This is a genomic window from Amycolatopsis sp. NBC_01286 (assembly GCF_035982555.1).
Classification (GTDB): Bacteria; Actinomycetota; Actinomycetes; order Mycobacteriales; family Pseudonocardiaceae; genus Amycolatopsis.
On sequence record NZ_CP108428.1, the window covers coordinates 957577 to 979046 of the forward strand.

Consider the following 21470-nt stretch of genomic DNA (forward strand, 5'->3'; position numbering starts at 1 on the left):
GGGAGTTCTTATAGTCAACACATCGGTTGATAAACAGATTGGTTGATAAAGATGACGGTTGACGACGAGGCGCTGGATCGGGCGTTCACCGCACTCGGCGACCCCGTGCGCCGCGCGCTGATCGCCCGGCTCTCCCGCGGCGAGGCGACGGTCAACGAACTGGCCGAGCCCTTCGCGATCACCAAGCAGGCGATCTCCAGGCACCTGCAGGTGCTGGAGCACGCCGGGCTGATCAGCCGCGGCCGCGACGGCCAGCGGCGGCCGTGCCGGCTCGTCCCGGCCGCCCTCGAAGAGCTGACGAGCTGGATCGACACCTACCGGCTGGCCACCGAACGCAGTTACCGGCGGCTCGACGCCGTCCTGGAAACGTTGGAGGAAAACGGATGAGCACCACCATCACCGCCCAGCCCGGCACCCCGTTCATCGTCGTCACCCGCGAGGTCGCGGCGGCACCGGAGAAGGTGCTGCGGGCCTACACCGACCCGGACCTGATCGTGCGCTGGCTGGGCCCGCACGGCATGGAGATGGAACTGCTGGAACTGGACGCGCGGTCCGGCGGCGGCTACCACTACGTCCACCGCGACGAACGCGGCGAGTACCGCTTCCGCGGCGTCTACCACACGGTGAGCGCCGGGAAGATCATCCAGACCTTCGAGTTCGAGGGCGCGCCCGGCGACGTCTGCCTCGAGACGATCACCTTCACCGGCCTCGGCGACGGCCGGACCCGGATCGACGGCCACTCGGTGTTCCCGTCGGTCGAAGCCCGCGACGCGGCCGTGGAAAGCGGCATGGAGGCCGGCATCACCGACTCGTACGAACGCCTCGACACGCTGCTCGAGAAGGACGCCTGATGACCGTCGCGGCGAGCTTCTGCATGTCGCTGGACGGGTTCGTCGCGCGGCCCGACAACTCCGTCGGGCCGCTGTTCGACTGGTACTCCGCCGGTGACGTCGAGGTGCCGATGGTCGGCTACCCGATGACGTTCCGCGTCGCCGAAGCGAGCGCGGGCTACCTCCGGCGACAGCTCGCTCAGGCCGAGCACAGCGCGTTCGTCTGCGGCCGCACGGTGTTCGACCACACGCACGGCTGGGGCGGCCGCCCGCCCGGCGGCGGCACGGCGTTCGTCGTCACCCACCGCCCACCGCCCGCGGACTGGCCGGCGGAGAACCTCGCGCCGTTCACGTTCTGCCCGGACGTCGAGACGGCGATCGAGCGGGCGAAGGCCGCGGGTGACGGCAACGTCGGCGTCTCCGGGCCGGCCATCGCCCAGCAGTGCCTCACCCTCGGCCTGCTGGACGAGCTGGCGATCGACCTCGTGCCGGTGTTCCTCGGCGAGGGCGTGCGCTACTTCGAGAACCTCGGCGCCGGCGGAGCCGAGCTGGACCGGGTCGAGGTCGTCGAGGGCGAAGGCGTCACCCACCTGCGTTACCGGGTGCGCTACCGGTCCTGAGTGGACGCCAGCAGCTGGTCGAAGGGCACGAAGGACGGCGTCTCGGGCACGACCGGGCGGCCCGCGGCGAGGGTCGCCAGCTCGGCGCCCGCCCGCTCGATCCGCCGTTGCAGCGCGCCTTCACCACTGCCCCAGTCCGACGACGCCGCGTAGACGCCCGTCGCGACCGGGTCCGCCTTCAGGTACCCGAACAGCGGCCGCAGCTGGTAGTCGAGCACCAGCGAGTGCCGCTCGGTGCCGCCGGTCGCGCCGAGCAGGACCGGCTTGCCCACCAGCGACTCCGCGTCCAGGACGTCGAAGAACGACTTGAACAGGCCGCTGTAGCCGGCGGTGAACACCGGCGTGACGGCGATCAGCGCGTCCGCCCCGGTGACCGTCTCGATCGCCTGGCGCAGATCCGGGCTCGGGAAGCCGGTGAGCAGGTTCTTCGTGACGTCCAGCGCGATGTCGCGCAGCTCGACGACGTTCACCTCGACCGGCGACCCGGCCGCGACCCCGTTGACGGTCGCCGCGGCCAGCCGGTCGGCCAGCAACCGGGTCGACGACGGCACCGACAGGCCCGCCGTCACCACTGCGAGCTTCACGCCTGGCTCCCGACGAGCGCCGCGTCCTTCGAGGCCTTCAGGGATTCGTGCGTCGGCGCGTCCGGCACGTGCGCCGGGCGCATCGCGTCGAGTTCCTTGCGCAGCACCGGGACCACGTGCTCACCGAGCAGGTCGAGCTGCTCGAGGACGACCTTCAGCGGCAGGCCGGCGTGGTCCATCAGGAACAGCTGGCGCTGGTAGTCGCCGAAGTGCTCGCGGAAGGTCAGCGTCTTGTCGATGACTTCTTGCGGGCTGCCGACGGTCAGCGGCGTCTGGTCGGTGAACTCCTCCAGCGTCGGGCCGTGCCCGTACACCGGGGCGTTGTCGAAGTACGGCCGGAACTCGGTCCACGCGTCCTGCGACTTCGGCCGGATGAACGCCTGGCCGCCGAGCCCGACGATGGCCTGGTCCGCGCTCCCGTGGCCGTAGTGCTCGAAGCGCTGGCGGTAGAAGGCGATGAGCTGCTGGAAGTGCTCCTTCGGCCAGAAGATGTGGTTCGCGAAGAAGCCGTCACCGTAGTAGGCGGCCTGCTCGGCGATCTCCGGGCTGCGGATGGAGCCGTGCCAGACGAACGGCGGGACGTCGTCGAGCGGGCGCGGCGTGGCGGTGAAGCCCTGCAGCGGCGTGCGGAACTTGCCCTCCCAGTCGACGACGTCCTCGCGCCAGAGCCGGCGCAGCAGCGCGTACTTCTCGATGGCGAGCGGGATGCCCTGGCGGATGTCCTCGCCGAACCACGGGTAGACCGGGCCGGTGTTGCCGCGGCCCATCATCAGGTCGACGCGGCCGTCGGCGAGGTGCTGCAGCATCGCGAAGTCCTCGGCGATCTTCACCGGGTCGTTCGTGGTGATCAGCGTCGTCGACGTCGAAAGGACCAGCTTCGACGTCTGCGCGGCGATGTGGCCGAGCATCGTCGTGGGCGAAGAGGGCACGAAGGGCGGGTTGTGGTGCTCACCCGTCGCGAAGACGTCGAGACCGACTTCTTCGGCCTTGAGCGCGATGCGGACCATCGCCTTGATCCGCTCGTGCTCGGTCGGCGTGGTGCCGGTCGTGGGGTCCGTCGTGACGTCGCCCACCGTGAAGATTCCGAACTGCATGACCTGCTCCCTTTCCGAAGGCGCGTGCCCATCTTACATGCGCGTTCAACTACTTCCAAGCAAGAGATATTCCGCCCCGTCGGCGTCCGAGGGGCACCAGCTAAGGTCAGAGGCATGGACGCGGAGTTCGCTCGGCTGGGTTTGGCAGAACGTTCGGTACGACTTCTCACCGGCCGCGACATCTGGGCCTCGATCACCCCACTGCTCAGCCCACGCCGGAACCTGGTGGCCGCCTTCGGTCACGTCGGTCCCGGCGCGGCCGCCCTGCTGCCGTTGCAGCCGGGCGACACGCTGATCACGGACGCGGGCCTGGATTCGGTGCTCGCCGGCACGACGAGCCCGCACGCCCTGCTGCACTGGGTGAAGGCCGGCGTGGCCGTGCACTCGCTGCGCGGGCTGAACGCGAAGCTGGTGATCGCCGAGGACGACCCGGCGTTCGTGGTGGTCGGCTCGGCCGACGTCACCGCCGCCGGCCCGCGGCAGCTGTTCGAGGCGGTCACGCTCTCGACGGAGAAGCACACCGTCGAGGAGGCTCAGGAGGCCTGGCTCGAATGGGCCGACCTGGCCGGTCCCTCGCTCACCGCCGGTGACCTGGAGCCGCTCCTGGAGCAGTACGGCGCCGGGAAGCTGGTCACCCCGCCGCGTCCGGCGACGCCGGCCCGCACGCCCGCGGCCCGGCCGGTCGTCACGACCCGGCAGGTGACGCCGGTCCGCCCGGCCGCCGCCACTCCCCCGCCGTCCCCGGTCCGCCCGGCCCCGCCGGTCACACCGGTCCGCCCGGCACCGCCCGCTCCGTCGCCGGTGCGCCCGGCGGTGGCCGACACGCCGGCCCCGGCCGAGCCGTCGGACGCCACACCCGCCGAAACCCCCGCGGTCACCGCCGGATCCCCGGAACCGGTTGCGGCTCCGGCCGAAACCGAACCGGCCGAAGCCACCGACGTCCCCCGGCCGTCCTGGCCGCGCCCGGCCGAGCTGTACCTGGTGAGCATCGTCGAAGGCGGCGAACCGTCGGCCGAGGCCGAGTACCGCCTGGAGGAGCTGGCCCGCGAGCACACCCACCCCGGCGACGACGGCGAGGCGCCGTTCCGCGTCGAGCTGTTCTGGGCGGACGACGGCCAGGGCCAGGACCCGCCGCGCACGCTGCGCGCCGGCGTGCACGTGATCCGCGTCTACAGCCAGAAGCAGGGCCGGGCGCTGGTCGGGTCGCGGATCGAGGCCCCCGGCCTCGTGCTGCACGCCTACATCGACGAGTACGCCTACCCGCGCCGCACCTACTGCTACATCCTGACGCGCGAGACGGTGTCGCGGCCGGCGTTCGGGGACCTGCGGAAGGGGCTCGCCACGATCGGCGAGAAGCCCAACTTCCGGAACAGCTTCCAGGTCCCGCGGAAGATCGAAGCGGTGCTCAGCCTGTGGCCCGACCTCGGTTTCGACCCCCGCTAGGGGGCGGTTCACGCCACACCGGGGGACGGACGCGCGGAAGTTGTCGGAGCAGGCGGATATCCTGCAGTACGGTGCAGGCCGAGTCCGCACCTCACTGAACCTTCGCGAGCCACGATCCGGGAGAACGACCCTGTGACTGCCGAGACCTTGTACGGGGCCGATGACCTGACGCATCTCGAGGGTCTCGAAGCCGTCCGCAAACGCCCCGGGATGTACATCGGCTCCACCGACAGCCGTGGTATCAACCACCTCTTCTCCGAGGTGGTGGACAACTCCACGGACGAAGGTGTCGCCGGGTACGCGACGAAGATCGTCGTCACCCTGCACGCCGACAGCAGCGTCCAGGTGGACGACGACGGCCGGGGCATCCCCACCGGCACGCACGCCAAGTCCGGTTTGTCCGGCGTCGAACTGGTCCTGACCCGGCTGCACGCCGGCGGCAAGTTCGGCGGCTCGGGCTACAAGACCTCCGGCGGACTGCACGGCGTCGGCGCGTCGGCGGTCAACGCGCTGTCGCACCGCTTCGACGTCACCGTGAAGCAGGACGGCAAGGTCCACCAGATGTCGTTCAAGCACGGCGTCCCCGGCACCTTCGACGCGCCCGGCCCGAAGGCGAAGTTCACCCGCCGCTCCGGGCTGAACCTCGTCGGCAAGATGAAGCGCGGCGAGCGCGGCGGCACCTCGATCCGCTACTGGTACGACTCGCGGTACTTCGAGTCCGGCGCGGCGCTCGACGTCGAGGGCGTGCGGGCCAAGATGCGCAACACCGCGTTCCTCGTCCCGGGCGTCACGTACGTGCTGCGCACCGCCATCGAGGACACGATCAACGAGGAGACCTTCCACTTCCCGCACGGGCTGGTGGACATGGTCGACTTCCTCAGCCCGTCGGGCGAGAAGCCGGTCTGCGGCACGCTGCTGATCACCGGCGAGGGCACGTACAAGGAGAACGCGGCGGACGCGGCGGGCGTCATGCAGTCCAATGTGGAGCGCCGCGCCGAGATCGAGGTGGCGCTGCGCTGGGGCACCGGCTACGAGCGCACGGTGGAGTGCTTCACCAACACGATCCGCAACGTGCACGGCGGCACGCACCGCCGTGGCTTCGACCGCGCGATGGCGAAGGCGCTGCAGGACGCCATCTCCAAGACCCGCGGGCTGCTCAAGCCCAAGGAGGACATGCCGACGATCGAGGACGTCCTCGAGGGCATGACCGCGGTGATCCACGTCCGGCTGCCGGAGCCGCAGTTCACGTCGCAGACCAAGGACGAGCTGTCCACCGCCGGCGCCACCCGCGTCATCCAGGGCATCGTCGACAAGCACGTCAAGGCCTGGACCGAGGACCGCAAGACCAAGTCCGAGGCGAAGGTCGTGCTGCAGAAGGTGGTCGACGCCTCCCGCGTCCGGCTCACCCAGAAGCAGCAGAAGGACGCCGCCCGGCGCAAGACCGCGCTGGAGGGCGCGGCGATGCCGCCGAAGCTGGTCGACTGCCGCACCACCGGCGTCTCCCGCAGCGAGCTGTTCCTGGTCGAGGGCGACAGCGCGCTCGGGTCGGCGCGGATGGCGCGCGTCTCGGAGTACCAGGCACTGCTGCCGCTGCGGGGCAAGATCCTCAACGTCCAGAAGGCCTCGCTCGGCGACACGCTGAAGAACGCCGAGATCGCGTCGATCGTGCAGGTACTGGGCGCGGGCACCGGCCGCACGTTCGACCTGACGACCATGCGCTACGGCCGCGTCATCCTGATGGCGGACGCGGACGTCGACGGCTCGCACATCCGGACCCTGCTGATCACCCTGTTCGCCAAGTACATGCGCCCGGTGATCGAGGACGGCCGGCTGTACGCCGCGATGCCGCCGTTGCACAAGCTCGTCACCAAGGGCCGCAACCCGGAGACGCACTTCACCTTCACCCAGCAGGAGATGGAGTCGAAGTTCGCCCAGCTGGAGCGGGCGGGCAAGAGCATCGTCACGCCGGTCCCGCGGTTCAAGGGCCTCGGCGAGATGGACGCCGACGAGCTGTGGGACACCACGATGAACCCGTCCACCCGCTCGGTCCGCCGCATCACCATGGACGACGCCGACGCCGCCGAGGGCGCGCTGGAACTGCTGATGGGCGAGAAGGTCGAGCCCCGGCGCAACTGGCTGGTCGCCTCCTCGGACCGGATCGACCGCGACGCCATCGACGCTTGATATTTTCGTAGCTACCAAGGAGTTCTGCCGTGGCACGCCGCAAGGGCCCCACCACCAAGGTCGATCCCAGCGCGTTCGACTCCGCCGGTGCGAACGTCTTCGACAACTCGCTGAAGACGGAGATCGAAGACTCCTACCTGGAGTACGCGTATTCGGTCATCCACTCACGCGCCCTCCCGGACGCGCGCGATGGCCTGAAGCCGGTGCACCGCCGGATCCTGTTTTCCATGCACGAGCAGGGTTACCGGCCCACGCACGCGTATGTGAAGTCGTCCCGCGTCGTCGGTGACTGCTTCGTCCGCGGCGCGCTGGTGTCGACCCCGGCCGGACTGCGGCCGATCGAAGAGATCGAGATCGGCGACCGGGTTCTCGACAGCCGGGGCCGTGCGGTTCCCGTCACCGAGGTCTACGAGAACCCGGCGTCCGACCTCGTGCGTATCACGTGGTCGAACGGGCACACGATGCTCGTGACGCCGGGCCAGCGGTTCCGGACCGTGGCCGAAGACTCGACGCTGACCTGGACGGACGCCCGCGACCTCACCGGGCGGCTGACCGTCGCCTACGGGAACGCCCGCCGGGACGAGCGGCCGGCGGGCGGCGACCGCTACGCCTACCTCCTCGGCTTGATCACGGCCGAAGGGTTCGCGGTCGACCGCAACCGCGACGCGGACGGCCGGGTCCGGATCCACATGTGCGACGTCGAGCCACTCGACGCGGTGCACGACTGGGCGGTGACCAACGGCCTCGGCGTATCCCGGGGAACCCGCGTCGCAGCGAAGCCGGGCTGGCGCGACCAGCACATCCTGACCTTCTCCCGCCACGATGGGCTGCTCGCCGCGGGGAGTCCGCGCAGCGATGAGAAGGCCGTTCCGGCGGAGGTTCTCGCGGACCGCTCGACCTGGGCGCCCTTCCTCGCGGGCATCTTCGACGGCGACGGTTACATCCGCAAGAACCACCGGGAGATCGTCTACGTCAGCACGAGCGAAATGCTCGTCCGGCAGGTCTACGCGATGCTCGCGGATCTGGGGATCCACGGTCATCACTGGTCCAACCCGAAGACCGATGGTCACAAGACCCTGCTCGGCCTGTCCGTCAGCGGATCGGACGCTGCCGCGCTGGCGCGCATCCTGCTGCCGTGGACCGAGATCGGCTACAAGAAGAGCGCGCTGGAAAACCTCACGGAAATCGCCTACGGCTACGGCGGCAAGCAGGGCAACGACCGGTTGCCCGCCAAGGCGGTCATGGCCGAGTTCTCGGCGGCCCACGTCGGCGGCGGCATCGTGCTGGCCGAGCGCTCGTTCCCAGTCGTATCGGCACAACAGGACGGCTGGATCGACAAGCTGCGGCGGATCGGCTCCCCGCTCGCCGAGCGGCTCGACGCGCTGAAGGGGTTCTCGTTCCTCGAAGTCGTTTCGGTCGAACCGGTCGCGGCGGACGTCACCTACGACATCCAGGTCGGCACTGACGAGCACGAATTCACGGCCGAGGGTTTCGTCGTCCACAACTGCATGGGCAAGTACCACCCGCACGGTGACACCGCGATCTACGACGCGATGGTCCGCCTCGCGCAGGACTTCTCCCTGAACGCGCCGCTGATCGACGGGCACGGAAACTTCGGTAGCCCAGACGATGGACCGGCTGCTTCGCGTTATACCGAAGCACGCATGTCCCCCGAAGCCATGCAGCTCGTCGGGGAGCTCGGCGAGGACACCGTCGACTTCCGGCCCAACTACGACGGTTCGCTCGAAGAGCCGACCGTGCTGCCCGCGGCGTTCCCGAACCTGCTGGTCAACGGCACGTCCGGGATCGCGGTCGGGATGGCGACCAACATGATCCCGCACAACCTCGGCGAGGTCGTCGCCGCGGCGCGGTGGCTGATCACGCACCCGACGGCGACGCTCGACAAGCTGATGGAGTTCGTCCCCGGCCCCGACCTGCCCACCGGCGGCAAGCTGCTCGGCCTCGACGAGGTGCGCCGCGCGTACGAGACCGGCCGCGGTGTCGTCCGGATGCGCGCGAACGTCGAGACCGGGCCCCTCGAAGGCAGCCGCGGGCGGCAGGCGATCACCGTCACCGAGCTGCCCTACGGCGTCGGCCCGGAGAAGGTGATCGAGAAGATCACCGACGAGGTCAACAAGTCCAAGCGGCTCACCGGCATCGCCGACGTCAAGGACCTCACCGACCGCGAGAACGGCACCCGGCTGGTCATCGAGTGCAAGGTCGGCGTCAACCCGCAGGCCCTGCTGGCCGACCTCTACCGGCTCACGCCGCTGGAGCAGTCGTTCGGCATCAACAACCTCGTCCTCGTCGACGGCCAGCCGCAGACCCTCGGGCTCAAGGAGCTGCTGGAGGTCTTCCTCCGGCACCGCTACGAGGTCGTGACGCGGCGCACGAAGTACCGGCGCCGCAAGCGTGAAGAGCGGCTGCACCTGGTCGACGGCCTGCTGATCGCCCTGCTCAACATCGACAAGGTGATCAAGCTCATCCGCGAGAGCGACAACGCGCAGGCCGCGAAAGACGGCCTGATGTCGCGCTTCAAGCTCTCCGAGATCCAGGCGACGTACATCCTCGACACCCCGCTGCGCCGGCTGACCAAGTACGACCGCATCGAGCTGGAGTCCGAGCAGGAGCGGCTGCGCGAGGAGATCGCGGAGCTGACGAAGATCCTCGACGACGAGTCCGTGCTGAAGAAGCTCGTCTCCTCGGAGCTGGCGAAGATCGCGAAGGACTTCCCGACCGAGCGCCGCACCGCCCTGATCGACGGCGACCTGAAGGAGGTCCTGGCCGCGTCGAAGCCGTCCGGGCCGCTGGAGGTCGAGGACGACCCGTGCCAGGTGATCCTGTCGGCGACCGGCCTGGTCGCGCGCACGGCGGCGGAGTCCGAGGAGTCGACGGAGACCCGCCGGCGCAACGGCCGTGTGAAGCACGACGCCGTCGCGGCGGTGGTCCACACGACCGCGCGAGGGCAGGTGCTGCTGGTGACGAGCCGCGGCCGGGCGTTCAAGACGGACGTCCTGCCGTTGCCGGTGCTGCCGGAGCAAGCGGGCACGGTCTCCCTGCGCGGCGGCATGGCGGCTCGCGAGCTGGTCCCGCTGGAGAAGGGCGAGACGGTCGTGGGCATCGCGCCGCTGGGCGAGCAGGCGGCGGGCTCTCCGGGCCTGGCGCTGGGCACGCGCGCGGGCGTCGTGAAGGTGTGTTCGCCGGAGTGGCCGGTCCGCTCGGACGAGTTCGAAGTGATCAGCCTGAAGGACGGCGACGAGGTCGTCGGCGCGACGTGGCTCCGCGACGGCACGGAGATGCTGGCGTTCCTGACGTCGGAGGCCTCGCTGCTGAAGTACGCGGCGTCGCTGGTCCGCCCCCAGGGCCTGAAGGGCGGCGGCATGGCGGGCATCAACGTCGGCGCGGGCGCGGCGGTGTTCTTCGGAGCGCTCCGCACGGACGACGACGAGCACGGCGAGCCGATGGTGATCACGGCGACGGGCGTGAGCGTCAAGGTCACGCCGTTCAGCGAGTACCCGGCCAAGGGCCGAGCCACGGGCGGCGTCAGGGCCCAGCGGTTCTTGAAGGGCGAGACAGAGCTGAGGGTGGCCTGGATCGGCCCGCGTCCCGCGGGTTCGGCCCGCAACGGAGATCCGGTGGAGCTACCGGAGGTGGACGTCCGCCGCGACGGCTCGGGCCACGCGCACCCGGGCCCGGACGTGGTGGGCCACCTCATCGAGCGCGACTGACGGTCGTGAGTGAGTAACAGTGTTCTAACACTGTTACTCACTCACGACCTCGCTAGGCCAGCAGGGCTTTCGCGATGTGGGTCACCTGGATTTCGTTGCTTCCCGCGTAGATCATCAGCGACTTCGCGTCCCGGGCCAGTTGCTCCACCCGGTACTCCGCCATGTAGCCGTTGCCGCCGAACAGCTGGACCGCCTCCATCGCCACCTCCGTCGCGGCTTCCGATGAGTACAGCTTCATCGCCGACGCCTCCGCCAGCGATGGGCGCTTGCCCGCCCGCAGCTTGGCCACCGTCTGGAACACCATGTTCTGGACGTTCAGCCGCGCCACCTCCATCTTCGCCAGCTTGAGCTGGATCAGCTGGAAACGGCCGATCTCCTGCCCCCACAACCGACGCGACTTGGCGTACGAAATGCACAGCCGCTGGCATTCGTTGATGATGCCCAGCGACAACGCCGCCACGCCGACGCGCTCCGCCGCGAAACTCTCCCGCGCGCCCTCGGAACCGGACGACGACAGCAGCCGATCGGGGCCGAGGCGGACGTCGTCGAAGAACAGCTCGCCCGTAGGAGACGACATCATGCCCATCTTCTTGAACGCCTTGCCCTGCACGAACCCCGGCATGCCGCGGTCCAGCACGAAGGCGAGCACCGGCCGGTCCCGCGGCGACGAGCCGTCGTCCAGCTTCGCGTAGACCACGACGACGTCCGCGTGCGGGCCGTTCGTGATGAACGTCTTCTGGCCGTTCAGGACGTACTCGCCGCCGTCGAGCCGCACGGACGTCCGCATGCCGCCGAACGCGTCCGAACCCGAGTCCGGCTCGGTGATCGCCCACGCGCCGATCTTCTCGAACGTCGCCAAGCCCGGCAGCCAACGCTCTTTTTGCTCCTGCGACCCCTTCGACAGGATCGTCGCCGCGGTCAGGCCCAGTGAAACACCGAGAGAAGCCACGATCCCCAGGCTCACCCCGGCCAGCTCGCTGATCGCGATCAACGCCAGCGTCTCTTGGCCACCCAAGGAGGAAGAGGAACCCGAAGACGGCGACAAGATCCGCGAGACCGCCTCCGAAGCCATGACATCCAGCCCGAAGGCGGCAAAGAGCTTCCGGATGATGTCGTACGGCGGCAGCTGACCACTCTCCAGCGCGTCCAGCTGAGGCCGGATCTCCTTCGCGATGAACTCGCGGATCGAGTCGCGGACCAGCAGGTCCGTCTCGGACCACTCGATCACGGCAGCCTCGCCGCGATGTCGTCGATCCCCCACGGGCCTTCGGTCTCGATCACCTTGACGTCGTGCCAGCCCGCCAGTTCCGAGATCGCGCCGCCCTGGACCGCGAACACCTTGCCCGTCAAAGCGCACTTCTCAGTAGCCAGATAGGCCACCAGCGGCGAGATGTTCGCGGGTGAGAACGCGTCGAACTCGCCTTCGGAGACCGGTGCCGCGAAGATCGCGCCCATCCCCGGGGTCGCCAGCGTCAGCCGCGTCCGGGCGATCGGGGCGATGGCGTTGACGCGGACACCGTAGCGCTCCAGTTCGGCCGCCGCCACCAGGGTCATCGCCGCGATGCCCGCCTTCGCCGCGCCGTAGTTGACCTGGCCCGCGTTCGGCAGCGTCACCCCGGACGCCGACGCCGTGTTGACCACCGCCGCCGCGACCGGCGTACCCGCCTTCGACTGCGCTTTCCAGTACGCCGCCGCGTGGTGCAGCACCGCCGCGTGGCCCTTGAGGTGCACCGCGATGACGTCGTCCCACTGCTGCTCGGTGATCCCGGCGACGAACGCGTCGCGCAGGATGCCCGCGTTGTTCACCACGACGTCGAGCCGGCCGAACTCCGCGACCGCCTGCTCGACCAGCTCCGACGCGCCCGCCCACGACGTCACGCTCGACGTGTTGGCCACCGCCTCCCCGCCCAGCGCGCGGATCTCCGCGACGACGTCGGACGCGGGCCCGGTGGAAGAGCCGCTCCCGTCGTTGTCCCCGCCGAGGTCGTTGACGACCACCCGCGCGCCTTCGCGGGCGAACAGCAGCGCGTGCTCCCGCCCGATCCCGCGGCCCGCGCCGGTGATCAGCGCGACGCGCCCGTCGAGTGCACCCATCAGTGGTCTCCGATCTCGGCGAAGCCGTCCTTGACGACGACCTTGTCCCCTACGGTGGTCTCGAAGGCGTAAGCACCAGGGCCCGCCGCCCAGATCGACGTCGAGAGGTCCTGCCCGGGCAGCACCGGCGACGCGAACCGCACGGCCAGCCGCCGCAGTCTGTCCACATCGGACCCGGCCACCTCGGTCAGCACCGCCCACGACGTGAACGCCATCGTGCAGAGCCCGTGCGCGATGATCCCCGGCAGCCCCGCGGCCCGGGCGACGTCCTCGTCGAGGTGGATCGGCATCGGGTCGCCGGCGGCCGGGCCGTAGCGGAACGTCTGGTCGTCGTCGACGTGCTGGCTGACCTTCGCCACCGGCGACTGCGAGCGCAACGAGCCGTCGAAGCGGTGCGAAGGCCCCAGTGAACCTTCCTTCGAACCGGTGTCGAAGCCGCGCACGAAGAACGTCACGTACTGCTCGTTCACCAGTTCACCGGAAACGGAACGGCACTCGAGGTAGACCGTCGCGCGCGTCCCCTTCGGCAGCCCCTCGTACCCGGTCATCTTGGCCCGGGACACCAGCGCATCACCGGGCCGGATCGGGCGGTGGAACCGGAAGTCCTGCTCGCCGTGCAGCACCTTGCCGAACAACGACGTCGGCACGACTTCGAGGGCCGGTTCCAGCAGCGACTGGAACACCGGCACGATCGCGAACACCGGGCTCGCGACGTCACCCGCGCGGTGGGCGGGGATCGGATCATTGGTCGCCAAGGCGTATTCGACGAGCCGCTCGCGCGTGACGTCGAAGGAGACGGGGTCGGTCCACTTGTCCAGCCCGGTGGCGTCGAACTTCATGCGACCAGGGCCTTGAACTTGCCGAGGGACTCGTCGAGGTTCTTCTTGCCGTCCTTCTCGACGGCCTTGCCGAGCGCGCCGACGATCATCTGGCCGGTGAACTCGGCGTCGATCGAAGCCACCGAGCCCGGGCCGGCCGCCGCGACCGACAGCGAGAACCGGATCTTCACCCCGGCCATCCCGGTCCCGGAGATGACCAGCCGGTGCGGCGCCTCGTAAGCGTCGACGGTCCAGGTGATCGTGTTCGCCATGCCGAGCATCGTGACGACCTCGGACACCTGGGCGCCCTGCGCGAACTCGGCGGGGACGTCGCCCTTCCACTTGGTGTGGATGGTCAGCCACTTCTCGAAGTTGTTCGGGTTCGAGAACTCCGCCCACACCTTGTCCGGCGTGGCGGGCAGTTCGACGAACGCGGTGATCTGACCCATGTCTCTCCTAGGCTCGCTGGTAGGCGGTGACGACGGCGGCGCCACCGAGTCCGATGTTGTGCTGCAGTGCGGCTTGCACGCCGTCGACCTGCCGTTGGTCGGCGTCACCGCGCAGCTGCCAGGTCAGTTCGGCGCACTGGGCGAGGCCGGTCGCGCCGAGCGGGTGGCCCTTGGAGATCAGCCCGCCGGACGGGTTGACCACCCACTTGCCGCCGTACGTCGTGGCCCCCGCGTCGACGAGCGTTCCGCCTTCGCCCTCTTCACAGAGCCCGAGTGCTTCGTACGTCAGGAGTTCGTTGGCGGAGAAGCAGTCGTGCAGCTCGATGACCTGGAAGTCGGCGGGTCCGAGCCCGGCCTGGTCGTACACCTTCAACGCGGCCTGACGCGTCATGTCGTAGCCGACGATGTTCTTCGCGCTGCCGTCGAAGGTGCTGCGGAAGTCGGTGGTCATGGCCTGCCCGACGATCTCGACGGCCCGCTCGGCCAGGCCGTTCGCCTCGACGAAGGCCTCGCTCGCGAGGATCGCCGCGCCGGAGCCGTCGGACGTCGGAGAGCACTGCAGCTTGGTCAGCGGGTCGTAGATCATCCGGGACGCGAGGACGTCGTCGAGCGAGTAGACGTCCTGGAACTGCGCGTACGGGTTGTTCACCGAGTGCCGGTGGTTCTTCTCGCCGATCTTCGCGAAGTGCTCGGCGGTGGTGCCGTACGCCTTCATGTGCTCGCGGCCGGCGGCGCCGAACATCCACGGCGCGGGCGGGAACAGCACCTCGGAGATCTCGGCGAGCGCCTGCATGTGGTTGCCCATCGGCTGTTCGCGGTCGTCGAAGGTCGACCCGAGCGAGCCGGGTTTCATCTTCTCGAAGCCCAGCGCCAGCACGCAGTCCGCGCGGCCGCCGCGGATCGCCTCCGCGGCCAGGTACAGCGCGGTCGAGCCGGTGGAGCAGTTGTTGTTGACGTTCACGACCGGAATCCCGGTCATGCCCAGCTCGTAGACGGCGCGCTGCCCGGACGTCGACTCGCCGTAGACGTAGCCGACGTAGGCCTGCTCGACGGCGTCGTACCCGAGCCCGGCGTCCGCCAGGGCGTTGGTCCCGGACTCCTTCGCCATCTGCGGGTAGTCCCAGTTCTCACGCCGGCCCGGCTTCTCGAACTTCGTCATCCCGACGCCGACGACGTACACCTTGTTCGCCATGCAACAAACATACAGACCGGCATGTATTTATCAAGACCGGAAGACGCATCTTTCCTAGCGAAAGCTCCAGCTTTTGGGGCTGAAGTGACAGGTGGGGTCAGCTCAGCGGAGCCACCGGACCCGGGTAGCGGGCCGGGTCGAGGCAGCTGCCCAGGCCGTCGACGACCGAGCAGAAGCCCGGCGGCCGGACCGGCGTGTAGCCCGCCGGGACGCCGTGCCCGTCGATCAGCTGCCGGTACGTCGTGACCGCGTCCGTCGGATGACGCACCAGGGCGGCGTCCGAGCGAGCGTCCACTGTGTACAGACCGAAGCGGGGCTGGTAGCTGCCCCACTCGTAGTTGTCGGTGAGGCTCCAGTAGTTGTAGCCGATCACGTTCATGCCGTCGGCCTTCGCGCGCTGCACCCAGTAGATGTGGTCGCGCAGGTGGTCCGAGCGCGTGTAGCCGTCCGGCCGCGCGTTGCCGTTGTCGGTCGGCATGCCGTTCTCGACGACGTAGAGCGGCAGCCCCGGGAACTTCCGCGCGTAGTACCGCAGCGCGTAGTAGATCCCGTCCGGCTGCGGCGTCACCTTCCAGAACTCGCCGCTCGCCGCGTGGATCGCGCTGAGGTTGTCGAGGCTCGCGCCGTAGTAGTAGTCCAGGCCGGCGAAGTCGAGCTTGTCGCGCACCTGGTCGAGGAACGACGCGTCCAGCACCCCCTGCACCGCCGGGACGTACGCGGTGTTGCTGGAGACGAGCGCGCCCGGGTCGAGCTGGTGGATCAGGTCGTACGCGGCGCGGTGGACGCGCACCAGCCGCGCCTGCGCCCACGGCAGCTTCCACCCGGCGAGCCCGCCGTTGGCCGTCTCGTTCTGCAGGTAGACGGTCGGCTCGTTGATCGTGATCCACAGCGCGCCGAGGCCCTTGTAGCGGTCGACGACGCGGCGGGCGTTGACGAGCCAGGCGTCGACCGTGCGGTCGCTGTCCCAGCCGCCCTGGTCGGCGACCCAGCCGGGGTAGACCCAGTGGTCGAGGGTGATCATCGGCCGCATCCCGGCGTCGAGGACGTGCCGGACGACGTCGTCGTAGTACGCCAGCTCACCCTGGTCGACCTGCCCGGGCCGCGGTTCGATCCGGGCCCACTCGACGCTGAAGCGGAACACGTTCACGCCGAGCTGCTTCGCGCGGTCGATGTCCGCGACGTAGTTGTGCCGGAAGTCGACGGACTCGCGGTAGGGCTCCTTGATCGACGACGTCTTCGCCTGTTCGTAGCGGCGCCAGTTGCTGTCGGGCGCCACACCTTCCGCCTGATAACCCGAGGTCGCGACGCCCCAGAAGAACGGCTGGGTGACGGCCACCGCCGGGGACACCCCCGCGACGAGACCCGCGAGCACCGCCAGGACCACGAGGACCGCACTGCGCCGCATCGCTCCCCCATTCATGAAGGAGCTTCATGTTAGCGGCGCGGTGACTCGCCGCACATCCACCGAAGGACGGAAGACAATCGAGGTAAAGCAAGGCTAACCTCACTTCGATCTTCACCAAGCCGAAGGACGTCATGACCGCCGAAGCACCCACGCTGACCAGGACCGTTCCGCCGCGACGCGCGGTCCGGCGCTGGTACCGGCGCAAGCCCGTGCGGCGCGCGCTCGTCGTCACGCACCGGTGGACGTCGCTCGTGCTCGGGCTGCTGCTGGTCCTCGAGACCACTTCCGGCGTCATCCTGCTCTACCGCGCCGAGTACTTCCGGGCCACGCACGGCGACTTCTACGCGCACACCGACAGCCCGCGCCCGCTCGGCCTGCAGCAGGCGCGGGACCTCGTCAAGCAGGCGCACCCGGAGTTCGCCGCGGCCTGGGTCAGCGACGACGGCGGGATCATCGCCGTCGGCGACAGCGACTACACCACCGCCTACGCCGTCGACCCCGGCAGCGGGCGGATCACCGGGCCGCAGAAGCTCGACGACGGCGTAATGGGCTGGCTGACGAACCTGCACGACTGCGCGTTCACCTGCAAGGACGACCCGGGGTACGTGTCGTGGCTGGCCGCGCCGGTGCCGTCGATCGGCTTCGACTGGCCGGCCGGGACGAACTGGGGGCTGCTGCTCCTGGTCGTGCTCGGGCTGCTGATGGTCCTGCTGGCGATCACCGGGATCGTCGTCTGGTGGCCGGGTTTCAAGAAGTTCTCGCACGGCTTCCGCGTCCGGCTCGGCAAGGGCCGCTTCGCGCGCGACTACGACCTGCACAACGTGATCGGCCTCGTGTCAGTGCCGTTCGTGCTGATGTGGGGCGTCACCGGCGCCGCGTTCTACCTGCCGCCGGTGGAAAACGCGTGGCTCGCGATCACCGGCGGCTCGACGCCGGACGAGACGAAGTACAGCTTCACGGCGAACCCCGCCGCGCCCGGCACCCCGGAGATCGGCATCGACCAGGCGTCTTCGGCCGCTTTGGCCGCGTCCCCCGGCACCGTCCGCTACCTCGTCCCGCCGTCCGAAGGCACCGACTACTACTCGGTGTCGATCGCGGATGACGGCTACCAGCCCTACGGCGCCCGCGCGTTCTTCGGCGGCGACCGCACGGTGTACGTCGACAGCCACGACGCCACCCACGTGTCCTCTGTGGACGCCGCGCCGGAGCCGACCGCGAACCGCTTCTACAGCAAGGTGTTCGAGGCCGCGCACTTCGGCTGGCTCGTCGACGGCTGGTGGCGGCTCGTCTGGGTCGTCCTCGGCCTGGCGCCCTTGGCGCTGATGCTCACGGGCATCTCGACGTGGCTCTTCCGCCTCGGCACGAAACACCGTCGCCGCAAAGCGCGCCGGGCGTGATCGAGCCCCTGGCCTTCGCCACGACGGCGCTCTGCCTGCTGTCCGGCCTGACGGCCCTGGTCGTGAGCGCGGCGGCCCGCTACCGCTGGCCACCCTGGCGCCCGCTGGCCGCCCTGATCGAACTCGCCCTGCTAGCGCAAGCGATCGCAGGCGTGATTTCCGATCACCACCCAGCCGAACCGGGCACGCACGTGGCGTACCTGGTGACGTCGCTGGCGATCCTCCCCGCGGCCCTCGCGTGGGGCGCCCGAGACGACACGCGCTCGGCAGGTGCGCTCCTCGCCGTCGCCCTGCTCACCTTGGCCGTCCTGGTGATCCGCCTCCAGACGACCTGGCGCTGAAAGCCGTGAATGCCACATCGAGGGACACTACGTCCCTCGATGTGGCATTCACGGACCTTCCCCTAGCCGACCTTGAACGACTGAGCGGCGCTGCCGTTACAGGTCGCCTGGACCAGCTGGACACTGTCCGCAGTGGACGATCCCGGCACGGTCAGGCACTTGCCGGTGTGACGGACGGCAAAGTGGTAGTAACCACTGCCTTCCGACACCGGCTGCCACTGCTGGTTGTTGCCGCCGCTGTAGGCCCACAGCTGCAGGCCGGCGTTGTCGGTCGTCGCCACGTTGGCGACGTCGATGACCTGCGCCGGATTGATCCGGTTGTTGATCCGGTCGTACCCGCCGCTGGTCGGGGCGAACTGGAACTGCTGCGCCGTGGTGGCGTTGCAGGTGTACTGCTGGATCACGGTGCCGTTGGCGCTGGCCGCGGCCCGCGCGTCGACGCACTTGCCGTTCGCCTTGTTCGACACGGCGTACCAGGCCGACGGGTCGATCGTGCCGGCGGGCGGCGGGGTGGTCGTACCGCCGCCACCGAGCCACTTCAGGCCGTCGAGCAGGAAGCGGTTCTGGTCGGCGCTCTCGAACGTCGAGGACAGCGCGGTGTTCGTGTCGTAGTTCATCGCGTTGTGGCCGAAGTTCGAGTAGATCATCTTGTAGCTCTTGTTGGTCCACGAGATCGGGTAGTACCCGCTGTACCAGGTCTGACTCGGGTCGGTGCCGATCGGGAAGGTGGACTGGTCCATCGACGCAAGGATGGTGATGTTGCTGTTCTGGCGCAGGTCGTTCTGCCAGGCGTACCACTCGGACGTCGACGACTTGATCGTCGCCGGCAGGTTCACCGTCGACGGGTGGGTGCGGTTCTCGATCTTCAGCGTCTCCGGCGTCGGGCCCCAGGAGTTCGAGGTGAACCGGCCGGTGCCGAGGAAGTCGTTGTGGAACCAGTTGGCGTACGACGGCGTGGTGTCGTCGTTGTAGGCCGTGACGTGGAAGCCGTAGAACCCGCCACCGGCCTGCATGTACCGCTGGAAGCCCTGGAACTGCGCCTGCGACTGTGGCTGGTCGTCCAGGAACATGACCACCTGGTACTGGTCGGGCGTGATGGACGTCAGCTGGTTCCAGTTGGTCGTCGAGGTGTAGGTGAAGCCGTTGGCCGCCGCCTGCTGCGGGAACCAGACGTTGGCTTCCTTCTCGAAGCTGATGTGCGCGGCGTCGTAGGTGCCGCTGTAGAAGGCGAGCACCTTGAACGGCGTCGCGGCGTGGGCGACCGGCGCGGCCGGGCCGCCGAGGCTGAGCCCCAGCAAGACGGCGAAAAACGCCAATATCCGGATCAGCGGGCGGCGGGTTCTGGACGGCATACGTGTTCCTTCCGGTGGGGGCGGGGACCGATCACCAATGGCGCGGGTAGTGGAGGCCGTAGCCGAAGGGGAACAGCGCGGGCTGGCCGTCACCGACGTTGATCGGCTGCTGGTCGGCGCTGCGCATCCAGGTCACCGGCAGCTTCCCGGTCGGGTTGTAACCGCCGAAGAGGACGTCGGCCACGCCTTGGCCCTCGCTGCCCGGCAGCCACGACTCGACGAGCCCGGCCCAGTCCCCCACCTGCGCCGCGACGTCGAGCGGCCGCCCGGACACCAGCACGACGACCGTCGGCACGCCGGAGTCCTTCAGCTTCTGCAGCGTCGCGAGGTCCGCGTCGTCCAGGCCCATCCCTTGTGGACGGTCACCCTTCGTTTCGGCGTAAGGTGTTTCCCCCACGACGGCGACGGCGACGTCGTAGCTCTGGTCGATCCCGGTGCCGTCCTTGGCGTAGGCCACCTTCGAGGAAGTGCTCTTGATGCCCTGGAGGATCGTGGTGCCGGGGATGACCGGGCCGCTGGTGCCCTGCCAGCCGACCGTCCAGCCGCCGGACTGGTTGCCCATGTCGTCGGCGCTCTTGCCGGCGACGAAGATCTTGTCCCGCTTCGAGAGCGGCAGCACGTGGTGGTCGTTCTTCAGCAGCACCTGGGATTCGCGGACGGCCTGGCGCGCCAGGTCGCGGTGTTCCTTGCTGCCGATGGTCTTCAGGAACCGCCGGTCGGTCAGCGGGTGCTCGAACAGGCCGAGCTCGAACTTCTTGGTGAGGATGCGGCGGTTCGCGTCGTCGATGCGCGACAGCGGCACGCGGCCCTGCTGCACCAGCGTGCGGAGCGTGTCGATGAACTTCTGCCAGTCGTAGGGCACCATCACCATGTCGATGCCGGCGTTGATCGAGGCCTCGACCTCTTCCGGCGTGAAGCCGGTCTTGCCGTCGATCTTGTCGACGCCGTTGTAGTCCGAGACGACGATCCCCTTGAAGCCCAGTTCCTTCTTGAGGACGTCGTTGATCAGGTACGAGCCGGCGTGCATCTTGACGCCGTTCCAGCTGCTGTAGGAGATCATCACCGAGCCGACCCCGCGGTCGACGGCGGCCTTGAACGGCGGCAGGTGGATCGCGCGCAGCTCCTGCTCGCTGATCTCGGTGTTGCCCTCGTTGACGCCGCCGGTGGTGCCGCCGTCGCCGACGTAGTGCTTGGCGGTGGCCATGACCGAACCGGGCTGGTCGAGTGAGCGGCCCTGCAGGCCGGTGATGACGGTCGACATCTCGGTGGCCAGCTGCGGGACCTCGCCGAACGACTCGTAGGTGCGGCCCCAGCGGTCGTTGCGGGCGACGCACAGGCAGGGCGCGAAGTCCCAGTCGATGCCGGTGCCGGAGACCTCTTCCGCGGTGGCGCGGCCGATCTTCTGGACCAGCTGCGGATCGCGGGACGCGCCGAGGCCGATGTTGTGCGGGAAGACGGTCGCGCCGTAGACGCCGTTGTGGCCGTGGACGGCGTCGACGCCGTAGATCAGCGGGATGCCCAGCGGCGTGGCGAGGGCGGCCTTCTGGAAGCCGTCGTACATGTCGGCCCAGGTGACGGGCGTGTTCGGGGTCGGCTGCGAGCTGCCGCCGGAGAGCAGCGAGCCGAGCCGCCCGGTGGTGACGTCGGCCGGCGACTTCACGCCGAGGCGTTCGGCCTGCATCATCTGGCCGAGCTTGTCGTCGAGCGACATGCGGCCGAGCAGATCGGCCACCCGGACCTTGACGGGCCGCCAGGAGTCCTTGTAGGCCGGGCCGTTCCCGGCGAGAGCCGGGGTTTCCGACGTCACCAGGAGCCCGAGGGCCAGCGCGCCGATACCCAGTCTGCGTCCGAGACCCATCCGGGTCCTCCTCGTCGAGAGACCGAAATTCACGCCTTGAATTAAGACACAGGCTTTCAACGTTGGTCCAGACCTCTGAGC

At 69.1% G+C, this 21470-nt stretch carries 18 protein-coding genes; 8 read left to right on the forward strand and 10 right to left on the reverse strand.

The features are described from left to right. Window positions 1–51 precede the first annotated feature (51 nt). From OG570_RS04480 to OG570_RS04490, 3 genes are read left to right on the forward strand one after another with little or no spacing between them, the layout of a single operon-like run. Window positions 52–387, forward strand: coding sequence for an ArsR/SmtB family transcription factor (locus OG570_RS04480; RefSeq protein ID WP_326955703.1), 336 nt, complete (start codon window positions 52–54; stop codon window positions 385–387). Continuing rightward, complete coding sequence (locus OG570_RS04485) at window positions 384–851, forward strand: SRPBCC family protein (RefSeq protein ID WP_326946504.1); 468 nt, start codon at window positions 384–386, stop codon at window positions 849–851. The genes OG570_RS04480 and OG570_RS04485 overlap by 4 nt, the downstream gene beginning before the upstream one ends. Continuing rightward, entirely contained in the window at window positions 851–1450 is a 600-nt protein-coding gene (locus OG570_RS04490) for a dihydrofolate reductase family protein (protein WP_326955704.1), read from the forward strand. The genes OG570_RS04485 and OG570_RS04490 overlap by 1 nt, the downstream gene beginning before the upstream one ends. Here the strand turns inward: OG570_RS04490 and OG570_RS04495 are convergent. After that, window positions 1438–2034, reverse strand: a complete 597-nt coding sequence (locus OG570_RS04495; RefSeq protein ID WP_326955705.1) for an FMN reductase — start codon at window positions 2032–2034, stop codon at window positions 1438–1440. The two genes, OG570_RS04490 and OG570_RS04495, sit on opposite strands and share 13 nt — an antisense overlap. Then, the gene (locus OG570_RS04500; protein ID WP_247061372.1) at window positions 2031–3128 is read right to left on the reverse strand and encodes an LLM class flavin-dependent oxidoreductase; all 1098 of its coding nucleotides are present in this window, start codon (window positions 3126–3128) and stop codon (window positions 2031–2033) included. The genes OG570_RS04495 and OG570_RS04500 overlap by 4 nt, the downstream gene beginning before the upstream one ends. A 114-nt stretch (window positions 3129–3242) precedes the next feature. On the opposite strand from OG570_RS04500, the gene OG570_RS04505 reads away from it, so the two are divergent. The 3 genes from OG570_RS04505 (at window position 3243) to OG570_RS04515 (ending at window position 10483) form a co-directional block, all read left to right on the forward strand. Further along, window positions 3243–4571 (forward strand): hypothetical protein, encoded by a 1329-nt coding sequence (locus OG570_RS04505; protein ID WP_326955706.1) that lies wholly within the window; start codon window positions 3243–3245, stop codon window positions 4569–4571. A 132-nt stretch (window positions 4572–4703) separates the two neighbouring features. Beyond that, the gene (locus OG570_RS04510) at window positions 4704–6755 is read left to right on the forward strand and encodes a DNA gyrase/topoisomerase IV subunit B (RefSeq protein ID WP_326955707.1); all 2052 of its coding nucleotides are present in this window, start codon (window positions 4704–4706) and stop codon (window positions 6753–6755) included. A gap of 29 nt (window positions 6756–6784) precedes the next feature. After that, the gene (locus OG570_RS04515) at window positions 6785–10483 is read left to right on the forward strand and encodes a DNA topoisomerase (ATP-hydrolyzing) (protein ID WP_326955708.1); all 3699 of its coding nucleotides are present in this window, start codon (window positions 6785–6787) and stop codon (window positions 10481–10483) included. 52 nt (window positions 10484–10535) lie between these two features. Here the strand turns inward: OG570_RS04515 and OG570_RS04520 are convergent, their stop codons facing one another. The 6 genes from OG570_RS04520 to OG570_RS04545 all read right to left on the reverse strand — a co-directional run bounded on the left by OG570_RS04520 (window position 10536) and on the right by OG570_RS04545 (window position 16441). Next, window positions 10536–11711, reverse strand: a complete 1176-nt coding sequence (locus OG570_RS04520; protein ID WP_326955709.1) for an acyl-CoA dehydrogenase family protein — start codon at window positions 11709–11711, stop codon at window positions 10536–10538. After that, window positions 11708–12577: an SDR family oxidoreductase gene (locus tag OG570_RS04525; protein WP_326955710.1), complete on the reverse strand. Its 870-nt coding sequence runs from the start codon at window positions 12575–12577 to the stop codon at window positions 11708–11710. Before OG570_RS04525 ends, OG570_RS04520 begins: the two co-directional genes overlap by 4 nt. After that, window positions 12577–13416 carry a MaoC/PaaZ C-terminal domain-containing protein gene (locus OG570_RS04530; protein ID WP_326955711.1) on the reverse strand — a complete coding sequence of 280 codons (840 nt, stop codon included), beginning with the start codon at window positions 13414–13416 and terminating at the stop codon, window positions 12577–12579. The genes OG570_RS04525 and OG570_RS04530 overlap by 1 nt, the downstream gene beginning before the upstream one ends. Continuing rightward, window positions 13413–13844 carry a type II toxin-antitoxin system Rv0910 family toxin gene (locus OG570_RS04535; RefSeq protein WP_326955712.1) on the reverse strand — a complete coding sequence of 144 codons (432 nt, stop codon included), beginning with the start codon at window positions 13842–13844 and terminating at the stop codon, window positions 13413–13415. Before OG570_RS04535 ends, OG570_RS04530 begins: the two co-directional genes overlap by 4 nt. A 7-nt stretch (window positions 13845–13851) precedes the next feature. Further along, window positions 13852–15036, reverse strand: coding sequence for a lipid-transfer protein (locus OG570_RS04540; protein WP_326955713.1), 1185 nt, complete (start codon window positions 15034–15036; stop codon window positions 13852–13854). A 97-nt stretch (window positions 15037–15133) separates the two neighbouring features. Further along, a complete protein-coding gene (locus OG570_RS04545; RefSeq protein WP_326955714.1) occupies window positions 15134–16441 on the reverse strand; it encodes a family 1 glycosylhydrolase in 1308 nt (435 codons plus the stop codon). 131 nt (window positions 16442–16572) lie between these two features. Between OG570_RS04545 and OG570_RS04550 the strand changes: the two genes are divergently transcribed. Together OG570_RS04550 and OG570_RS04555 are read left to right on the forward strand one after the other, a co-directional pair. Continuing rightward, window positions 16573–17838, forward strand: coding sequence for a PepSY-associated TM helix domain-containing protein (locus OG570_RS04550; protein ID WP_326955715.1), 1266 nt, complete (start codon window positions 16573–16575; stop codon window positions 17836–17838). Further along, a complete protein-coding gene (locus OG570_RS04555; protein WP_326955716.1) occupies window positions 17835–18179 on the forward strand; it encodes a hypothetical protein in 345 nt (114 codons plus the stop codon). Before OG570_RS04550 ends, OG570_RS04555 begins: the two co-directional genes overlap by 4 nt. Window positions 18180–18241: 62 nt before the next feature. On the opposite strand, the gene OG570_RS04560 is transcribed toward OG570_RS04555, so the two are convergent. Together OG570_RS04560 and OG570_RS04565 are read right to left on the reverse strand one after the other, a co-directional pair. After that, window positions 18242–19531 (reverse strand): ThuA domain-containing protein, encoded by a 1290-nt coding sequence (locus tag OG570_RS04560; RefSeq protein ID WP_326946489.1) that lies wholly within the window; start codon window positions 19529–19531, stop codon window positions 18242–18244. A 31-nt stretch (window positions 19532–19562) separates the two neighbouring features. Continuing rightward, window positions 19563–21389 carry a glycoside hydrolase family 3 protein gene (locus OG570_RS04565; protein ID WP_326955717.1) on the reverse strand — a complete coding sequence of 609 codons (1827 nt, stop codon included), beginning with the start codon at window positions 21387–21389 and terminating at the stop codon, window positions 19563–19565. Window positions 21390–21470 lie beyond the last annotated feature (81 nt).